The following is a 15,950-nucleotide window of genomic DNA, read 5'->3' as shown; positions in this document are numbered from 1 at the left end:
TCGGATAGCGGCCGTTATGGGGCGGCGGCGGTTTCAGTCCAGTGCCGCCAGCGCCGCCGACAGCCCGGCCGCGATCCGCCCGGCCCAGGCGGCGGCCCCGGCCGGATCGGCGATCAGATCCTGGCGGATTTCCAGCGCCACATAAGGCAGGCCGCGACGCTCGCCGTGGATTTCGGTGGTATAGCCGCGCACCAGTTGCAGCGAATAGGGCTGATTGTCACCCACCACGATACCGGTCTGGCGGCCCAGGCTGGCAAGCAGCGGCCGGGCCAGACGGTCATCCCGCCCCCACAGCACGCCGACATGCCAGGGCCGCAGCACGCCCTCCATCCGGTCGGTGCAGGAATGCACCGCAACCAGCGCCGGCCGGCGCCCGGAGGCGACCAGCCGCGTGATCATCCGGTCGATCGCGGCATGATAGGGATGGAAGACGCGGGCCGCGCGGGCGTGATGCTCCTCAGCCGACGCCCCGCGATTGCCCGGCACCTCGATCCCGTCGCTCTGTGCCAGCAGCGAGGCCGGATCGTCGAGGAACCGGTTCACGTCGAGCACCAGACGCGACACGGTGGCGAGCACCGCCGGCGCGCCGAAGGCACCGGCCAGCCGGCGGGTGATGTCGGCCGCCCCGATATCCCAGGCGATATGCAGCCCCAGCACCGCCGGCGGCAGGCCCAGCCCGGCCAGATCAGGCGGGATCACGTTGCTGGCGTGATCGCAGATGAAGATGACATCGGCCATCCGGTCGCCATTGACGATGTCGGGAACGACACGGGTAGCGGCGGAATGGATCGGCATCGGGCGATCGGGCATGCGTGCCTTGCTGTCACAGGACGAGACGACAGGACGAAGACCTCAGAACCATCCGAGGCTAGCAGCCGGCGCCCCCGGAGGCCAGAGCAACGGCGGCGACCAGGTCGGCGGCACCGGCATTGCCCAGATGGTCGAGCAGCACCCGCCCCTTGGCCGCCGTGGCATCGCGCGGCGCGCCGATCACGCCGCTTGCGGTATAGGCGGCCATGCCAAGCTCGGTCAGGCGCGGCCGCTCCCGCGCGCCGTCGGTGGGCGGGAGGTCGGCCGTCACCGCGTCGGGGCACCCCGCGAGCAGGATCGAGGTTTCGATTTCCCCGGCATGCATGTCTTCCGACAGGCTGCGCGCGATCCCGGCGGCGGCGAGCGCCCCGCGCCAATGGTCGCGGCCTGGCAACAGCAGGGTACGCGGGCCACGGCCCGGCAGGTTCAGTTCCTGGGCCACATTCGACAGCACGTAATTGCCGCCATGGGCATTGACGATCGCCAGCACGCCCACCCCCTGCCCGGCCAGCCCGGCGGCCATGTCCTCGACCACGGCCGCCAGCGTGCGGGCGCTGATCCAGACAGCCCCCGGAAAGCCCGCATGCTCCTGCGAACAACTGACCGGCAGCGGTGGCAGCAGCAGGGTCGCCTGCGCCATGTCGGGCGGCAGCGCCCCGTGGACGGCGCCGGCAACGAGCGCCGCGATCAGGCTATCGGTGGTCATCGGCAGATGGGGGCCGTGCTGCTCGAACGACCCCACCGGCAGGATCGCCGCCACCGGCGGATGGCTGCGACGTTCGGGCAATCGCTGATGGATCGGGATCATGGCGGGTTCATTCCTGCCGGGTGGATATCGACGCGGCGTGGTTGTAGGCTTGCGCCCGCAGCATGGCGCGGACCGCGGACCTTACCAAGCCACAGCGATCGCGGCCAGCTTCGCACGGTCCGAGCCCCTATCCTCTCACGCGCAGCGGACAGCCAGATGACACCGCCCTTCAGCCTGCAAGACGACGATGCCCTGCTCCGCCGCCTGTTCGATGTCGGGCTCGCCGCCGCACTGCCCTCGCCCGACCTGCTGCGCCCGCATCTGCCCGAACCGCCCCGGGGCCGCACATTGGTGCTTGGCGCCGGCAAGGCCGCGGCATCCATGGCAGCGGCCATCGAGGCCCTGACCGGCGACTGGCCGGTTCCTCCGCAAGGTCTGGTCATCGCCCCTTACGGGCATGGCGTGCCCACGCAGCGTATCCACGTGGTGGAAGCGGCCCATCCGGTGCCTGACGCGGCCGGCCAGGATGCCAGCGCCGCCCTGATCGCCGCCGCCGGCACGCTTGGTCCTGACGATCTGCTGCTGGCGCTGATCTCAGGCGGTGGCTCGGCACTGGCGGCGGCGCCGGTGGCGGGGGTGACACTCGACGACAAGCGCGCGGTCACCCGCGCCCTGCTGGCGTCAGGCGCGCCGATCGGCGCCATCAATACCGTCCGCAAGCATCTGTCGGCGATCAAGGGAGGGCGTCTGGCCGCGGCGGCGGCGCCGGCGCGGATCGTGACCCTGGCGATCTCCGACGTCGCCGGCGACGACCGGTCCACCATTGCCTCAGGCCCCACCGTGCCCGATCCGACGACACTGACCGATGCCCGCGCGGTGCTGACCCGTTTCGGCATCACGCCGCCGCCATCGGTGGCGGCGGCCCTGAACGATCCGGGGAACGAGACCCCGAAGCCCGGCGACACCGCCTTCGCCCGTGCCGGTTATCGGATGATCGCAACCCCCATGCTGTCGCTGGATGCCGCGGCCGCGGAAGCCCGACGCCTGGGCCTGTCGCCGCTGGTGCTGGGCGACCGGATCGAGGGCGAGGCCCGGGAGGTCGGCCGCGCGCTGGCCGGCATGGCGCTTTCCGTCGCGGCCCATGGCCAGCCGGTGGCGGCACCCGCCGTGCTGCTGTCGGGTGGTGAAACCACGGTGACGGTGCGGGGCAACGGCCGGGGTGGCCGCAATGTCGAATGGCTGCTGGCGGCGATGCTGGCGCTGGATGGTCATGCCGGCATCCATGCGCTGGCGGCAGACACCGACGGCATCGACGGCGCCGAGCGGATCGCCGGCGCCGTGATCCACCCCGACAGCATCGCCCGTGCCCGGGCGCTTGGCCTGGACCCGGTGGCCATGCTTGAGAACAACGATGCCCACAGTCTGTTCGAGGCGCTGGGCGATCAGGTCGTCACCGGTGCCACCCGCACCAATGTCAACGACTTCCGCGCCATCCTGATCAGATAGCGGCCAGCCGGCGGCCAGCCCGCTGCCAGCCCGCTGCCAGCCGGCTATACCATGCCGTCGGCGGCCCAGCCGGCCAGCACCTCAGGGGTGACCGGCAGCCAGTCGGGCAATGGCGGGTTCGACGGGTCGCCGTGATAGGCGGCAATCCAGCCGAGCGCGCGGGCGTTGAGGTCGATCATCAAGGCATACAGATCCAGCGCCAGACGCGCATCGGCAATGCCGATGCGCGGGATCTCGGCGCCCAGCCGGCGGGGCATGGTGGTGTGGTCCAGCCCGGCATTGACCCGCTGATGAGCGGTGGCGGTGTCATCGGCCGCTTCACCGATGCCGGCGGCGGCCAGCCAGTCATTGGTGGGGTTGGGGGCGCCGGGCAGGCCTTCGGTCACGATCAGCGCCGGCAGGAAGGCGGCCGGCGCCCGTTCGGCAATCTGGCCCAGCAGTTCGACATAGGCCGTGAACGGCGGCAGCGGCAGGCTGGCCGGCACTGCCTGCGCATCCAGCCCCACGGCGATACAGGCGGCCAGTTCATGGGCCTCGTGGCCGCTTTCCTCGACATGATAGCGCCGCATCCGCGCCCGCAGGCCTGACCGCAGCCCCATGCGCATCGCCGGCAGGAAGATATCGGTGATCCGCGCCGACACATGGTACTGGGCCAGATAGATGCCGCGCGCCAGCGCCAGGGCCTGATCGGGTGCCGCCCCCCGCAGCAGCGCCCCCAGCCGGTCGGCCCCGGCCGCCGCCACCAGTGACGGGGTCGCGGCTTCAGCCGCATGGATCAGGCCGATACCCGTCAACGGCAGATCGATATCCGCCGGCAGCAGCGCCCGGCGCCCGGCACCGGGCAGCCCGGCCAGCACCAGACCGGTCACCAGCACGCCCAGATGGCGTTCCACCTCGGCGGCATCATACAGGCAACCATCCGGCAGCAGCGGGCCGGGCATCGCCGCCACCGCCGGCACCACCCGGGTCAGCAGCCGGCCGGCCGCGATCAGGCTGGCGGGTGCGGTCACCGCCCAGCCATCGACCAGGGCGGTCAGCACCGCGTCATGAAAGCCTGTGCGGCCGGATGCCAGCAGCGGCGGCGCGAATGGCCCGGTGGCCACCCCGCCCGCCACCAGATGCCGGGTCCGCTCCAGCAGATCGGCCCCCAGCCGGTCGACCGCGTTATCATCCACCGATGACAGGCGGCGCGCCGCCGCCAGCCAGCCGGCGGCGCGGTCCACCGCCCGCGCGATCCGCGCGCGATCGGCGGTCAGGCTGTCGGCGCCGTCATCGGCTTCCGCCACCAGCCCCAGCCGGTCCAGGCATTCGATCAGATCGACCAGGCCATCGGGGCCGGGATCGCCGCCGGCCAGGCGCTGGCGGGCACGCCGGGCAGCATCGTCGGCGATCTGCCGCCAGCCCCCGTCATCGGGATCGGTCAGCCGGGCCAGCAAGGCGGCCAGCACGTCCGCGTCGATGCCATCGGGGGCCAGATCGGCCATGATCGCGCCCCGGCGGATCCGCAGGCCGCCATCGCCCGCGGCCTCCACCCGGTCCAGCACCAGCCGCGGCCGGCGATAGGCACCCACGCTCCACGGGGCCGGTTCGTCATCCGGGTGCGGCATCGCGGTCATGACGGCACACGGCCGTTGCCGGCCACCGCCCGCCGCGAGGCCGGCAGGCGCAGCGCCGGGCGCACGTCATCGCCGGGCCCGTAATGATGCAGGATGCGCCGTTCCAGACGGTCGAAGCCTTCCAGAAGCTGCACCGCCGCCTTCAGCACCACCAGCACCTGTTCGGCACCGACGAAATCGCGCAGCGCCATCAGACGCGCGGAGATGTCGCCATGGCCGCCATCGTCATTCAGCCCGGCATGCCAGACCAGCGGCGACCAGAACCCGTCCGGCAGGTCCAGCGCCCGGGCCCGCGCCACCAGCAGATCATGAAACGTCGCGGCCGGTCGCTCGAACAGGAACAGCAGCGCCTCGAAGCTGACCGGATCCTGCGCCGCCAGCACGCCGAGTGTGACGGTCAGCGCGAAGCTTTCCGGCAGCGGCACCAGATCGTCGAGCAGGTCTTCATCCAGACCGACCGCGCCCAGAGCCTGGGCGAGCGTGCGGTCATGCCCCACCTCGTCGGCCAGAAAGCGCTCCATCAGCCGGGTGCGGGCCGGCGGGCCGGCATGGGCCAGGGCCGGCGCCACGGCCCGTGGCCCCATCCGGACGATCTGATGATATTCGATCGCATAGCCCACCACCTGGGCGCGCGACGCGCTGCCCTCGGCGAAGGCATGGGCCAGGCTGCCGGTGCAGATCCGGCGTTCGGCGGCGGCGATGAACCGGCGGAGTTCCCGCATCGCCTGCACGCCCGACACGCCGCGCACCTGCCCCGGATCGGCATCGTCCAGCAGCCCCAGCCCGTCGAGCGTCGACAGCAGCCCGTCCAGGCCATCGGCGAAGCCGGGCGCCACCGCCGCCAGCCGCGCGCGATCGGCCCCCGTGCCCAGGGCCTGCATCAGCCGCACCGCCTCGTCGGCACCTTGGGGCAGGATGTCGATCACACAGCCCTGATCGCCATAGTCCAGCCGGACATGATCGGCCGCACAGTCGACACCGACACCCGCCCGCAGCCGTGGCCGGCGCGGCACCGGCGGCAGGGCGGCCGCCGGATCGGCGGTCAGCGGCAGGGCGATCGACATCAGCACGGTGTCGGGCGCGAAGCTTTCCACCCGCCGCAGCCGGTCGCCCGGTGCGGCATAGTGATCGAGGATCGCCGAATAGAAATCGTCATACAGCGCGACGAACAGGTCGAGCCCGTCCGAGACCCGGCGGATGTCATCCTCGCCCACCCCATCCAGCGCATCGAAGATCTCGCGGGTCAGCATGCCATGTTCGCCGGTCATGTTGATGCCGGCATGGGCGCGGATCGGCCCCACGAAGGCCTCGTCCAGCCCCCGGCGTTCGGCCGCGGTCACGAAGCTGTCGACGGCGATGTCGCGCCCCTCCAGCACCCCCAGCGTGGCGAAGAACAGCAGCGGATCGGTGCGGGCCCAATGGCTGAGGGCGTTGGCCAGCGCCATGGTTTCCGGCAGCGGCACGGTCCGGGCCAGCATCTCGCGGTCGATGCCCACCGACACCAGCGCCTTCAGGATCAGCTCGTCATGGCCGGTTTCCTCGGCATAGAAGCGGTTCATCGCAACGCGCGCGGGCGTGCTGCCGGTCCAGGCCAGGACCGGGCTGTCGAACCAGCTCTCCCGGAACAGGAAGTGATAATTCTCGATCGCCATGCCGTGAAACACCCGCTCGGGCACCGCATGCGGATCATCCAGCATCGCCCGCCAGAACCGGTTGCGATAGAGCGTCCTGAACAGCAGCCGGTTGGTGCGGTCTTCCAAAGCCAGCAGTGCCGCACGGCCCGATCGGGCATGGGGTGCCGCCACCTCGTCGATCAGGTCGTGGGCGGCCAGATCGTCGATCAGCCGGCCGATGCCCTGGCCGACGGCGCTTCCCGCCGCCCGCACCAGATCGGCGGTACCGGCGCCACCATCGATCAGCCGCAGCACCTGACCCAGCGCGCGGGCATCGATACCCTCGGGTGCCAGGATAAAGCGGCTGTCGCCGCGATCGAGCGACAGACCGCCGGCATCCTCGACGATCCGGGCGGCAAGCCTGGGCTTCAGAGGGCGGGCGGTGGATGGATCAGGGCTGTGCATGGCGGCTGGCACCTCCGGACGAAGCGACGGGGACCGGACCGGACCGGGTCAGGACTTGAAGGCAGAGGGGTCGCCGCCGCCAAAGGCGGCGGCGACAGCCGCACCCGACACGGCGCCCGCGGGGCGGCGTGCGGCCGGGTCCAGCATCACGTCGACGATCGCCGGCACACCCTGTTCGGCGGCACGGCGGGCACGTTCAAGCGCCGGGCGGATATCACGCGCGCGCTCCACCCGTTCGCCATGGCCGCCCAGCGCCTCGGCCAGCCGGTCATAGCGCGCATGCCGGCTCAACGACTGGGCGTCGAGGCAGCGATCGCCAAAGATATCGGCGTGGAAATTGCGCATCTCGCCCCAGGCGCCGTCATTGCCGATCAGCACCACGAAGCCCAGGCGCTGGCGCACCGCGCTGTCGATTTCCATGGCATTGAACCCGAAGGCGCCATCGCCCATCACCGCCAGAACCGGCGCCTGCGGCCGGGCAAGGCGGGCCGCCATCGCAAAGGGCAGCCCCACGCCCAGGCAGCCGAAGGGGCCGGGGTCCAGCCAATGACCAGGGCGTCCGACCTGGATGGCGCCGGCGGTTTCGGCAATCACGTCGCCGCCATCGCCGATCGTCACCGTGTCGGCGTCGACGTCGGCGAAGCGCGCCGCCTCGGCGGCGAAACGGGCATGATCGATGATACCGTCCTCATCGACCAGCCGCGCCGCCCGTGCTGTCGCCGCGCGGACATCGCGCGCCTTCAATCCCTGCAACCAGTCACCCGGCGCCCGGTGGCCGCCGGCTTCGAACGCCTCGGCCAGTGCGGTGACGAACCGGCGCGGACAGGCGGTGATGCCCATCACCGCACCGCGATTGCGGCCCAGCCGTGACGGATCGGCATCGACATGAACCACGACCGCATCAGGATGGAACAGCGGCGGCTGGCCATAATTCAGCCGGAAATCGAAATCGACCCCGATCGCCAGCACCAGATCAGCCCGCGGCAGAGCGCGTGCCCGGTCGGATGCGATCATCGCCGGATGATCGGGGGGCAGGATGCCGCGCGCCGCACCATTGGCAAAGACCGGGCAGCCGGTCTCACGCGTCAACCGGTCCAGCGCCGCCTCGGCACCCGCCCAGTACACCCCTGAGCCCACCAGGATCAGCGGCGCGCGGGCCGCGCGCAGCAGGGCGGCGGTCTTGGCCACGGCATCCGGGTCGGCGCCCGGCCCGTGGCTCTGGCCGCGCCCGCCCGCCAGCGCCACCTGATCGGCCGGCATCCGGGTCATCAGCAGATCGAAGGGCAGATCGATGGCGACCGGCGCCGGTCGCGGCACCATGGCCGCGGCGGCCGCCTCGGCAATGACCGACGGCAGCCGCCAGGCATCCAGCGGCAGGGCCGCCACCCGGGTCACCGGCTTCAGCATGTCAAGCTGCGGCGCTTCCTGAAGCGCGCCCATGCCGTCGGTCGCGATCGGGTTGCGGCCGCAGAGCAGCATCAAGGGGCTGCCCGCCGACCAGGCATTGGCAACCGCGACCGCCGCCCCCGCGACGCCGGGGCCTGCGGTCGCGGCACTGGCCTGCACCTGCCGGGTCAGCCGCGCCATGGCATCGGCCGCATGGGCGGCGGCCTGTTCATGGCGGAAATCCACCAGCCGGACGCCGGCGCGGTCGCAACCGTCGAACAGCGGCGACAGATGGCCGCCGGTCAGGGTGAACAGGTGGCCGATGCCAAGCTGCGCCAATTGGGCTGCGACCACCGTGCCGCCATGCACCAGCGCCGGCGCTGGTGCCTGAACAGGAGTCGGAGCGGTCGCCAGACTGTCGCCAGCCTCGGCGATACCGGCCGATGATGAGGTGCGGAGCTGTGACATGGCATCGGATGTTTGGGGGATGGGCGGCATGGTGTCCGGGCGGACCGTGCGCACCGTGCCGGCCCGACGGACCGGCATGGTGCGCACGCCTGGGATCAGAGGTGCACGGCGATCAGCACCGGCTTCTCCTGGGTGGCCGGACGGACCTGGACCAGGAATGTCCGGCCACCGGTCAGCCCAGTGCGGAGCGCGATGTCGGGCTCCTTCGCATCAAGCCCCAGCTTGGCGACGGCGTCCTTCACTTCGACCATATTGTCGGCCATGGCGTTGCCCTTTTCGGGGGTTATCGAAACGGTTTTATTCTACCAAAGGTTAAATTGGAGTCACGCGTATTAGTGCATAAATTCTCGCTGCCATTGAATTTAGAGTTGCGCCCCCTGCTCGGCGCCAGTGCGCTTGCCATTTGTTTCGTCACGCGATTTTGAGTCTCCGCTGATGCAGCTGACGCGGTATGCTGGCAGTGCCCCCAAAAACCCGAGGTTGCAGAATGCCAGTTTCCGCCGCCGTCGACGCCGACATCCGATCGCATATCGAGGCCTGGCTGCCCGAGATGATCAGCCTGCGCCACCATCTGCACCGCCATCCTGAACTGTCCTTTCAGGAACACGACACCGCGGCACTGGTGGCCGACAGGCTGACCGGCTGGGGATATGAGGTGCATCAGGGTCTGGCCGGTACCGGCGTGGTCGGCACCCTGCGCCTTGGCGACGGGCCGGCATCGGTCGGCATCCGCGCGGATATGGATGCCCTGCCGATCCTTGAGACCACCGGGCTCGACTATGCCAGCATCCATGATGGCCGGATGCATGCCTGCGGCCATGACGGCCACACCGCTATACTGCTGGCGGCGGCGCGCTGCCTGGCTGAACGGCGCCGGTTCGACGGCACGTTGCGGGTGATCTTTCAGCCGGCCGAGGAACATGGCGGCGGCGCCCGCCGGATGATCGAGGACGGGCTGTTCCAGATCCTGCCGGTCGACCGGATCTTCGGGCTGCACAACATGCCGGGGCTGCCGACCGGCGTGTTCGGCTTCAGGCCGGGTCCACTGACGGCTGCGAATGACGACATCGTCATCACCATCCGCGGCAAGGGCGGCCACGGCGCTTTTCCCGACACCGCCATCGACCCGATCGTGGCCGGCGCCGCCATCGTCATGGCCCTGCAGGGCATCGTGGCGCGCAATGTGCCGGCGGCCCGCCCGGCAGTGATCACGGTCGGCAGTTTCCATGCCGGCACCGCCGCCAACGTCATTCCGGACGAGGCGGTGCTGCAGCTGAGCATCCGCACCACCGACCCCGACACGCGCCGTCTGGTGATCCGCCGCATCCACGAGGTCGCCGAGGCCCAGGCCGCCAGTTGCGGCGCATCGGCAACGTTGGAGGTCCATGCGGGATATCCCGCCGTGATCAACGATCCCGCGGCCACCGCCTTTGCCCGCGACGCGGCCTGCCGGATGTTCGGTCAGGCGCGGGTGCACGACATCGCGGATGCCGCCATGGGCAGCGAGGATTTCGCCTTCATGCTGGAGGCCGTGCCCGGCTGCTATCTGGTCGTCGGCAATGGCGACGGCACTGGTCCCACCGCCTGCATGATCCACAACCCCGGCTACGACTTCAACGATCACATACTGGGCGATGCAGCCGCCCTGTGGGTGGGGGTTGCGGAAGCATCACTTCAAGGATGACGTAACAATGATGGTTGGGGGGTGCTTTGTTCACAATCTCACGCGTATGATTGTGAACGCCCCTCACAGACCCGAGCCCAAAGCCGGGCCGCCCGTGTGATTCCGGACCGGAACTGCATGCCCCCCACCGGATCCGCTGATCGCGTTGTATCTGCGCGCCCGATCAGCCAACGCAGCAATCCCCCGTCGAGGCACCGCGGCGCCCGACGGATCCTGACAATCGTCATGGTGATCGGCTTCTGGCTTACGGGGCTGGGGCTGGCGGGGCTGGGGCTTGCCGGAGTGGCTTCCGGCACACCGGCACATGCCGATCCACCGCCCGGGCTCGCCGTCACCGGCCATGAATCCGGCATGCGGATCGCACCGGTAGCCCAGATCCTTGAAGACCCGCTGCGCCGGATGACCGTTACCGAGGCCCGCGCCGCCACCGATGGCTGGCGGGCGATCGACGGCGACACCGTCACACTTCCCCTATCCGGGTCGGTGTGGTGGGTGCGCTTCTCGCTGGTCAACCCCACCAGCGCCACCGTCCGCAGCGTCATCGACCTGGGCACCGCCCAACAGGATTATACCAGCTGGTATGTCCTTGAACCCGACGGCCGGCTGCTGCTGGAAAACCACACCGGCGACCGGCTGGCCTTCGACAGCCGGCTGCTGGCGCATCGCGACCTGACATTGCCGCTGTGGGTGCCGGCCGGCGAGACGCGCGAGATCTATCTGCGTCTCGACAGCCATGACGGCCTGTTCGCGATGATGCCGTTGCGGCTGTACGACGTGTCCAGCTTCTTTGCCGCCAGCACCCGCGAGGGCCTGCTGCTGTCGCTGTTCCACGGCGGGCTGGTCTCGCTGGCGGTGTTCAACCTGCTGCTGTTCATCTCGACGCACCAGACGCAGATCGGGCTGTATGTCGTGCATCTGCTGGCCTTCCTGCTGGCCAGCGCCAGTTTCCGCGGCTTCACCTTTCAGTATCTGTGGCCGGGCAGTCCCATCTTCCACAACGTGGTGACGGTATCAGCGGTCATCCTGGCCTTCGTATCCGGCAGCGTGTTCGTGATGCGCTATGTCCGCTTGCACCGATATGTATCCTGGATCACCCGTGATGGCCTGCGCGGGTTGATCCTGCTCAGTCTGGCCGGCATGGTGCCGGCCGCGTTCGGCCATTACTTGACGACGGTGATCTGGACACTGGTCGGGCTGTTTCTGATCGTGGCGGTCTATCTGCTCAATGTCCGGCTGCTGATCCGCGGCGTGCGCGAGGCACGGTTCACCGTCCCGGCCTTTCTGGCGCTGATCATCGCGGTGACGCTCTATTACCTGCAATTGGGTGGCATCATTCCCAATCGAGGGCTTGCGGTCTGGCCGCTGCTGGTCGGCGCCTCGGTCGAACTGATGCTGCTGGCTTATGGTCTGGCCGATTCCATGAACCAGCAACGCGAGCGTCGCTTCGCGGCTGAACGTCAGGCCGAAGCCGCCCGCCGCGACATGGCCGAGATTGAACGTCGCGCCGCCCATGCGGCCCGCCATGATGAATTGACCGCGCTGCCCAACCGGCTCCACGCGGAAGAGCGGCTGAACGCCGCGATCGATCGCGGCCGGCCGATTGCCCTGCTGCATCTGGCATTGGATAATTTCCGCACCGTGAACGAAAGCCTGGGCCATGCCGGGGGCGATGCCGTGCTTCGGCAACTGGCCCGCCGGCTGGAGATCGCCTGCGGGCCGCAAGGTCTGGCGGCACGCTTGCTGGCCGACGAATTCGCCATCCTGCTGCCCGGCGCCGACAGTGATGGGGCGGTACCGCTTGCCGACCAGGTTCAGAGGCTGCTGGCGGCACCGTTTCAAGTGGCCGGCAGTGACATCTCGGTCGATTGCCGGATCGGCATCGCCGCCTTCCCCGCAGATGGCCGGACATCGGACGATCTGTTCAGGCGGGCCGCGATCGCGGTTCAGGATGCCGCGCGCATGCCGGGACGGCTGCAAATCTATCAGCAGGGGCGCGACGATGCCTATCGTCGCCGGATCAGCCTGATCCGCGATCTTCGCCACGCCGCCGACGAGGGTCAGTTCCGGCTACATTATCAACCCAAGATCGATATCCGGACCGGGCAGGTGGTGGCGGCCGAAGCCCTGCTGCGCTGGCAGCACCCGCTGTATGGCATGGTCTCGCCAGCCGAATTCATCCCACTCGCCGAACACACCGGCAGCACCCGCAGCCTGACCCACTGGGTGCTGGCCGAGGCCACCCGGCAGTTGGAAATCTGGGCCGGCCGCGGTTTCGCCATCGGGCTGTCGGTCAATATTTCGGCGCTGGACCTGCAGGATGCCGATCTGGTGCCCTATGTCGGCCAATTGCTGAAGCGGCATGGCGTGGGGGCCGGTCAGTTGACGCTGGAGATCACCGAAAGCGCGGTGATGACCGATCCGGCACATGCGCTGGTCGTGCTGAACGCGCTGAGAGCCTGTGGCGTGGTGCTGTCGGTCGACGATTTCGGCACCGGCTATTCATCGCTCGCCCATCTGAAACGGCTGCCGGTGCAGGAATTGAAGATCGACCAGTCGTTCATCCGGGATCTGAGCGAGACCAGTGACGATGCGGTGATCGTGCGTTCCACCATCGACATGAGCCACAGCCTCAGTCTGAGCGTGGTTGCCGAGGGGGTGGAAACCCTCGACAGCCTGCACCTGCTGAACGTCTGGGGGTGCGACATCGCCCAGGGCTATGTCATCAGCCGGCCGCTGCCGCCACAGGTATTCGAGGACTGGTTGATTGAACGCCAGCGCGGGGCGGCCACAGACGATCAGGGCATTGCCGAGGCCTGAACGCCGGGATCATGCGCCCCCGATCATGCCGCCTGGGCGGCAATCAGCTGCGCATAGAGTGCTGCATCGATATTGCCGCCCGACAGCACCACGCCGATCCGCCCGCAGCCGGCAAGCCGCCCTGCGGCGGCATCGGCCATCGCACCGGCCAGGGCCGCGGCGCCGGCGCCCTCGGCCAGGTTATGGGTATCGTCATGAAAGGCCCGCACGGCCGCGACGATCTGTTGCTCCGGCACCGTCACGAACCGGTCGACACCACGCGCAATGATGTCGAGCGCGAACGGGTCCGGCGCCCGGCAGGCGATGCCGTCGGCAAAGGTCGTGGCCGTGTCGGTGGTGATCCGTCGTCCGGCCGCGAATGACAGCGCATAGGCCGGGGCGCCTTCGGCCACCACACCGATGATCCGGGTCTGAAGCCCAAGCGCATCGCGGGCCCGCACGGCACCGCAAATCCCCGAGCCCATGCCGACCGCCACATACAGCCGGTCCAGCGCCGGCGCCGCACGGAACAGTTCCAGCGCCTGGGTGGCGGCGCCATCGGCGATATCGGGCGACACCGGCGGCACCAGGGCCGCCCGCCCGCCTGCCTCGGCGATCAGCGCCGCCGCATGATCCCGCGCCGCCTGATAGTCGACGCCATGCTCCACGACCGCGGCACCCAATGCCCGCATCGCCGCGTTCTTATCGGGGCTGTTGCCCAGCGGCACCACGATGGTGGCGGCAAGACCGTGGCGCCGGGCCGCGAAAGCGACGGCCTGACCGTGATTGCCACGGGTCGCGGCGACCAGACCGGTCAGCTCCGGCAGCACTGCCACCAGCCGCGCGACATGCACCAAGGCCCCGCGCAGCTTGAAGGCGCCGACGGGGCTGTGGTTGTCGTGCTTGACCCAGGTCTCCACACCCAGCCTTGCGCTCAGCAAGGGCCAGGCATATTGCGGGGTCGGCGCCATCGCCTCACCCACGATCCGTGCCGCTGCGTCCAGTGCTGCGATCTCTGCGCCGGCCTGTGCCCCGATCCGTGCCATGTGTCCTGCTCCCGCCAGACCGCTATTGTCCTTAGGACAATAGCGGTTATATCTGTTCTGTATCAGATGATTATATGCGACATTGTCGCGATATCAGGACACGCCTTTGCGGGCCTGCGGTCAACGCGGCGATTGTCCTGAGGGCAAGATTGAACGGGGAAGCGGAGTAATGATCACGGGGCGCTCATGACCGTCACAGGGGATGTGCCGCAGGCACTGCTCGACACCTGGCGCGCCGCTGTTGCCGCCGCGCGCGGTGGTGCTGTCTATCGCGCGCTGGCCGATGCGATTGCCGCCGATATCGCGGCGGCGCGGCTGGCGCCGGGGGCGTCGCTGCCGCCCCAGCGCCGGCTGGCCTGGACGCTGGATACCGCCATCGCCACCGTCACCCGCGCCTATGCGGATTTGTCGGCACGCGGGCTGATCACCGCCGAAACCGGCCGTGGCACCCGGGTCGGGCGCCGGCGCCGCGCCGATGACGGCGTGATCGCCCCCCGGCTGGAGCCGGCCACGCGCGACGCGGGCTCCCGCCGACGGCCGCAGCCGCGCGCCGCCGCCGGCGAGGATGGCCGGATGTCGATGGCGGCCGATGCGCATGCCGAGGGCGCCGCCGGCCCGATCGACTTGTCCCCGATCGACCTGTCCCCGATCGACCTGTCCCCGATCGACCTGTCATTGGCCCAGCCGGCCGACCCCGCGGCGGCGGCGGCACTCGCCCGGACACTGACCGCGATGGCCGGGTCCGATGGTCTTCTGGCCAGCCTGCTGGCCTATCAGCCGGCGCGGGGTGCCGCCCGCCACCGGGCGGCCGGCCGGCAATGGCTGGGCCGCGGCGGCTGGCTGCCCGATCCGGAGCGGCTGACGGTGACGGCCGGCGCGCAGCATGCGCTGGTGGTGGCCCTGGCGGCGGTGGCGGCCCCAGGCGACAGCATTGCGGTGGAGTGCCTGGCCAATCCGTCGATCCTGGCCGCGGTCCGGTTTCGTGGGGTGCGGCTGAAGCCGCTGCCGATCGATGCCGAGGGCGCCGACCCGGCGGCGCTGGACCGGATGGCCGCGGAAGATGGCCGGCTGCGCGCCGCGATCCTGCAGCCCAGCCTGCACAACCCGACCGGCGCCATCATGTCGCCGGCCCGGCGTGCGATGCTGGCACAGGTCGTGACCAACCGCGGCCTGCTGCTGATCGAAGACGACGTTCATGCGCCTCTCGGGCTTCCCGGCGCTCTGCCAGCGCCGGTGGCGGCCCTGATTCCCGACAGCACAGTGCTGATCGGCAGCCCGTCGAAGGTGCTGGGGCCGGGCTTGCGCACCGGCTGGCTGGCGGCGCCTGCATCGCTCGACGACCGCATCTCGGCGGCACTCTGGGCCTCGGCCTGGATGGCGCCGCCGCTGGGGGCCGAGGTCGTCAGCCGCTGGATCGCCGACGGCATGGCCGCCAGCCTGACCGCATCGGCGCGCGCGGCCAATATCCGCCGCCGCGAGCTTCTGGCCCGGCGGCTGCCCGGGCTGGACATGACCCGGGACCGGGCATGCGCGCAGGCCTGGATCAGGCTGCCGGACGACTGGGATCCCGATCGTTTCGCCGATGCGGCCGAAGCCGCCGGCGTCAGGGTGGCACCGGCCCGCGCCTTCACGGTCGCACCCACACCGGTGCCGGTGGCGGCGCGGATCTCGCTGGCCGCCGCGCCGGATGACGCGGTGTTCCTGCAGGCGCTCGACCGGCTGGCCGCCCTGCTCGGCGCCCGCGAGCCCCATGGTCGCACCCGTCCTATCGCGTGATACGCTGGCAGACCCTGAAAATAAAAGTCATATTGG

The 15,950-nt window shown here is 69.9% G+C and carries 11 protein-coding genes; 4 read left to right on the top strand and 7 right to left on the bottom strand.

All coding sequences use genetic code 11. The features are described from left to right. Positions 1-33 precede the first annotated feature (33 nt). Complete coding sequence (locus tag IEW15_RS00200; RefSeq protein ID WP_229707708.1) at positions 34-810, bottom strand: N-formylglutamate amidohydrolase; 777 nt, start codon at positions 808-810, stop codon at positions 34-36. A gap of 58 nt (positions 811-868) precedes the next feature. Then, the gene (locus tag IEW15_RS00195; protein WP_188573938.1) at positions 869-1,618 is read right to left on the bottom strand and encodes a creatininase family protein; all 750 of its coding nucleotides are present in this window, start codon (positions 1,616-1,618) and stop codon (positions 869-871) included. A 156-nt stretch (positions 1,619-1,774) separates the two neighbouring features. Between IEW15_RS00195 and IEW15_RS00190 the strand changes: the two genes are divergently transcribed. Beyond that, the gene (locus IEW15_RS00190) at positions 1,775-3,064 is read left to right on the top strand and encodes a glycerate kinase type-2 family protein (protein WP_188573937.1); all 1,290 of its coding nucleotides are present in this window, start codon (positions 1,775-1,777) and stop codon (positions 3,062-3,064) included. Between the two features lie 44 nt (positions 3,065-3,108). Here the strand turns inward: IEW15_RS00190 and IEW15_RS00185 are convergent, their stop codons facing one another. From IEW15_RS00185 to IEW15_RS00170, 4 genes are all read right to left on the bottom strand, one after another. Next, a complete protein-coding gene (locus IEW15_RS00185) occupies positions 3,109-4,680 on the bottom strand; it encodes a hypothetical protein (protein WP_188573936.1) in 1,572 nt (523 codons plus the stop codon). Next, on the bottom strand, positions 4,677-6,758 hold the full coding sequence (locus IEW15_RS00180; protein WP_188573935.1) for an iron-containing redox enzyme family protein: 2,082 nt from the start codon (positions 6,756-6,758) through the stop codon (positions 4,677-4,679). The genes IEW15_RS00185 and IEW15_RS00180 overlap by 4 nt, the downstream gene beginning before the upstream one ends. Before the next feature lie 48 nt (positions 6,759-6,806). Further along, positions 6,807-8,612: a thiamine pyrophosphate-dependent enzyme gene (locus IEW15_RS00175; protein ID WP_188573934.1), complete on the bottom strand. Its 1,806-nt coding sequence runs from the start codon at positions 8,610-8,612 to the stop codon at positions 6,807-6,809. Positions 8,613-8,707: 95 nt separating this feature from the next. Next, a complete protein-coding gene (locus IEW15_RS00170; protein ID WP_188573933.1) occupies positions 8,708-8,875 on the bottom strand; it encodes a hypothetical protein in 168 nt (55 codons plus the stop codon). A 224-nt stretch (positions 8,876-9,099) separates the two neighbouring features. Between IEW15_RS00170 and IEW15_RS00165 the strand changes: the two genes are divergently transcribed. Then, on the top strand, positions 9,100-10,296 hold the full coding sequence (locus IEW15_RS00165) for a M20 aminoacylase family protein (RefSeq protein WP_188573932.1): 1,197 nt from the start codon (positions 9,100-9,102) through the stop codon (positions 10,294-10,296). A gap of 225 nt (positions 10,297-10,521) precedes the next feature. Next, positions 10,522-13,113, top strand: coding sequence for an EAL domain-containing protein (locus tag IEW15_RS00160; protein WP_229707707.1), 2,592 nt, complete (start codon positions 10,522-10,524; stop codon positions 13,111-13,113). Positions 13,114-13,136: 23 nt separating this feature from the next. Here IEW15_RS00160 and IEW15_RS00155 read toward each other — a convergent pair whose 3' ends face one another. Then, positions 13,137-14,138, bottom strand: a complete 1,002-nt coding sequence (locus IEW15_RS00155; RefSeq protein WP_188573931.1) for a threonine dehydratase — start codon at positions 14,136-14,138, stop codon at positions 13,137-13,139. A gap of 186 nt (positions 14,139-14,324) precedes the next feature. Here IEW15_RS00155 and IEW15_RS00150 point away from each other — a divergent pair, with 186 nt between their 5' ends. After that, a complete protein-coding gene (locus tag IEW15_RS00150; protein ID WP_188573930.1) occupies positions 14,325-15,914 on the top strand; it encodes an aminotransferase-like domain-containing protein in 1,590 nt (529 codons plus the stop codon). Positions 15,915-15,950 lie beyond the last annotated feature (36 nt).

Source organism: Tistrella bauzanensis, from assembly GCF_014636235.1.
Classification (GTDB): Bacteria; Pseudomonadota; Alphaproteobacteria; order Tistrellales; family Tistrellaceae; genus Tistrella; species Tistrella bauzanensis.
This window is presented reverse-complemented; position numbering and strand designations above follow the sequence as displayed.

Coding starts and splice junctions, on each gene's coding strand:
- IEW15_RS00200 (WP_229707708.1), bottom strand. CDS start 810: ATGCCCGATCGCCCGATGCCGATCCATTCCGCCGCTACCCGTGTCGTT.
- IEW15_RS00195 (WP_188573938.1), bottom strand. CDS start 1,618: ATGATCCCGATCCATCAGCGATTGCCCGAACGTCGCAGCCATCCGCCG.
- IEW15_RS00190 (WP_188573937.1), top strand. CDS start 1,775: ATGACACCGCCCTTCAGCCTGCAAGACGACGATGCCCTGCTCCGCCGC.
- IEW15_RS00185 (WP_188573936.1), bottom strand. CDS start 4,680: ATGACCGCGATGCCGCACCCGGATGACGAACCGGCCCCGTGGAGCGTG.
- IEW15_RS00180 (WP_188573935.1), bottom strand. CDS start 6,758: ATGCACAGCCCTGATCCATCCACCGCCCGCCCTCTGAAGCCCAGGCTT.
- IEW15_RS00175 (WP_188573934.1), bottom strand. CDS start 8,612: ATGTCACAGCTCCGCACCTCATCATCGGCCGGTATCGCCGAGGCTGGC.
- IEW15_RS00170 (WP_188573933.1), bottom strand. CDS start 8,875: ATGGCCGACAATATGGTCGAAGTGAAGGACGCCGTCGCCAAGCTGGGG.
- IEW15_RS00165 (WP_188573932.1), top strand. CDS start 9,100: ATGCCAGTTTCCGCCGCCGTCGACGCCGACATCCGATCGCATATCGAG.
- IEW15_RS00160 (WP_229707707.1), top strand. CDS start 10,522: ATGGTGATCGGCTTCTGGCTTACGGGGCTGGGGCTGGCGGGGCTGGGG.
- IEW15_RS00155 (WP_188573931.1), bottom strand. CDS start 14,138: ATGGCACGGATCGGGGCACAGGCCGGCGCAGAGATCGCAGCACTGGAC.
- IEW15_RS00150 (WP_188573930.1), top strand. CDS start 14,325: ATGACCGTCACAGGGGATGTGCCGCAGGCACTGCTCGACACCTGGCGC.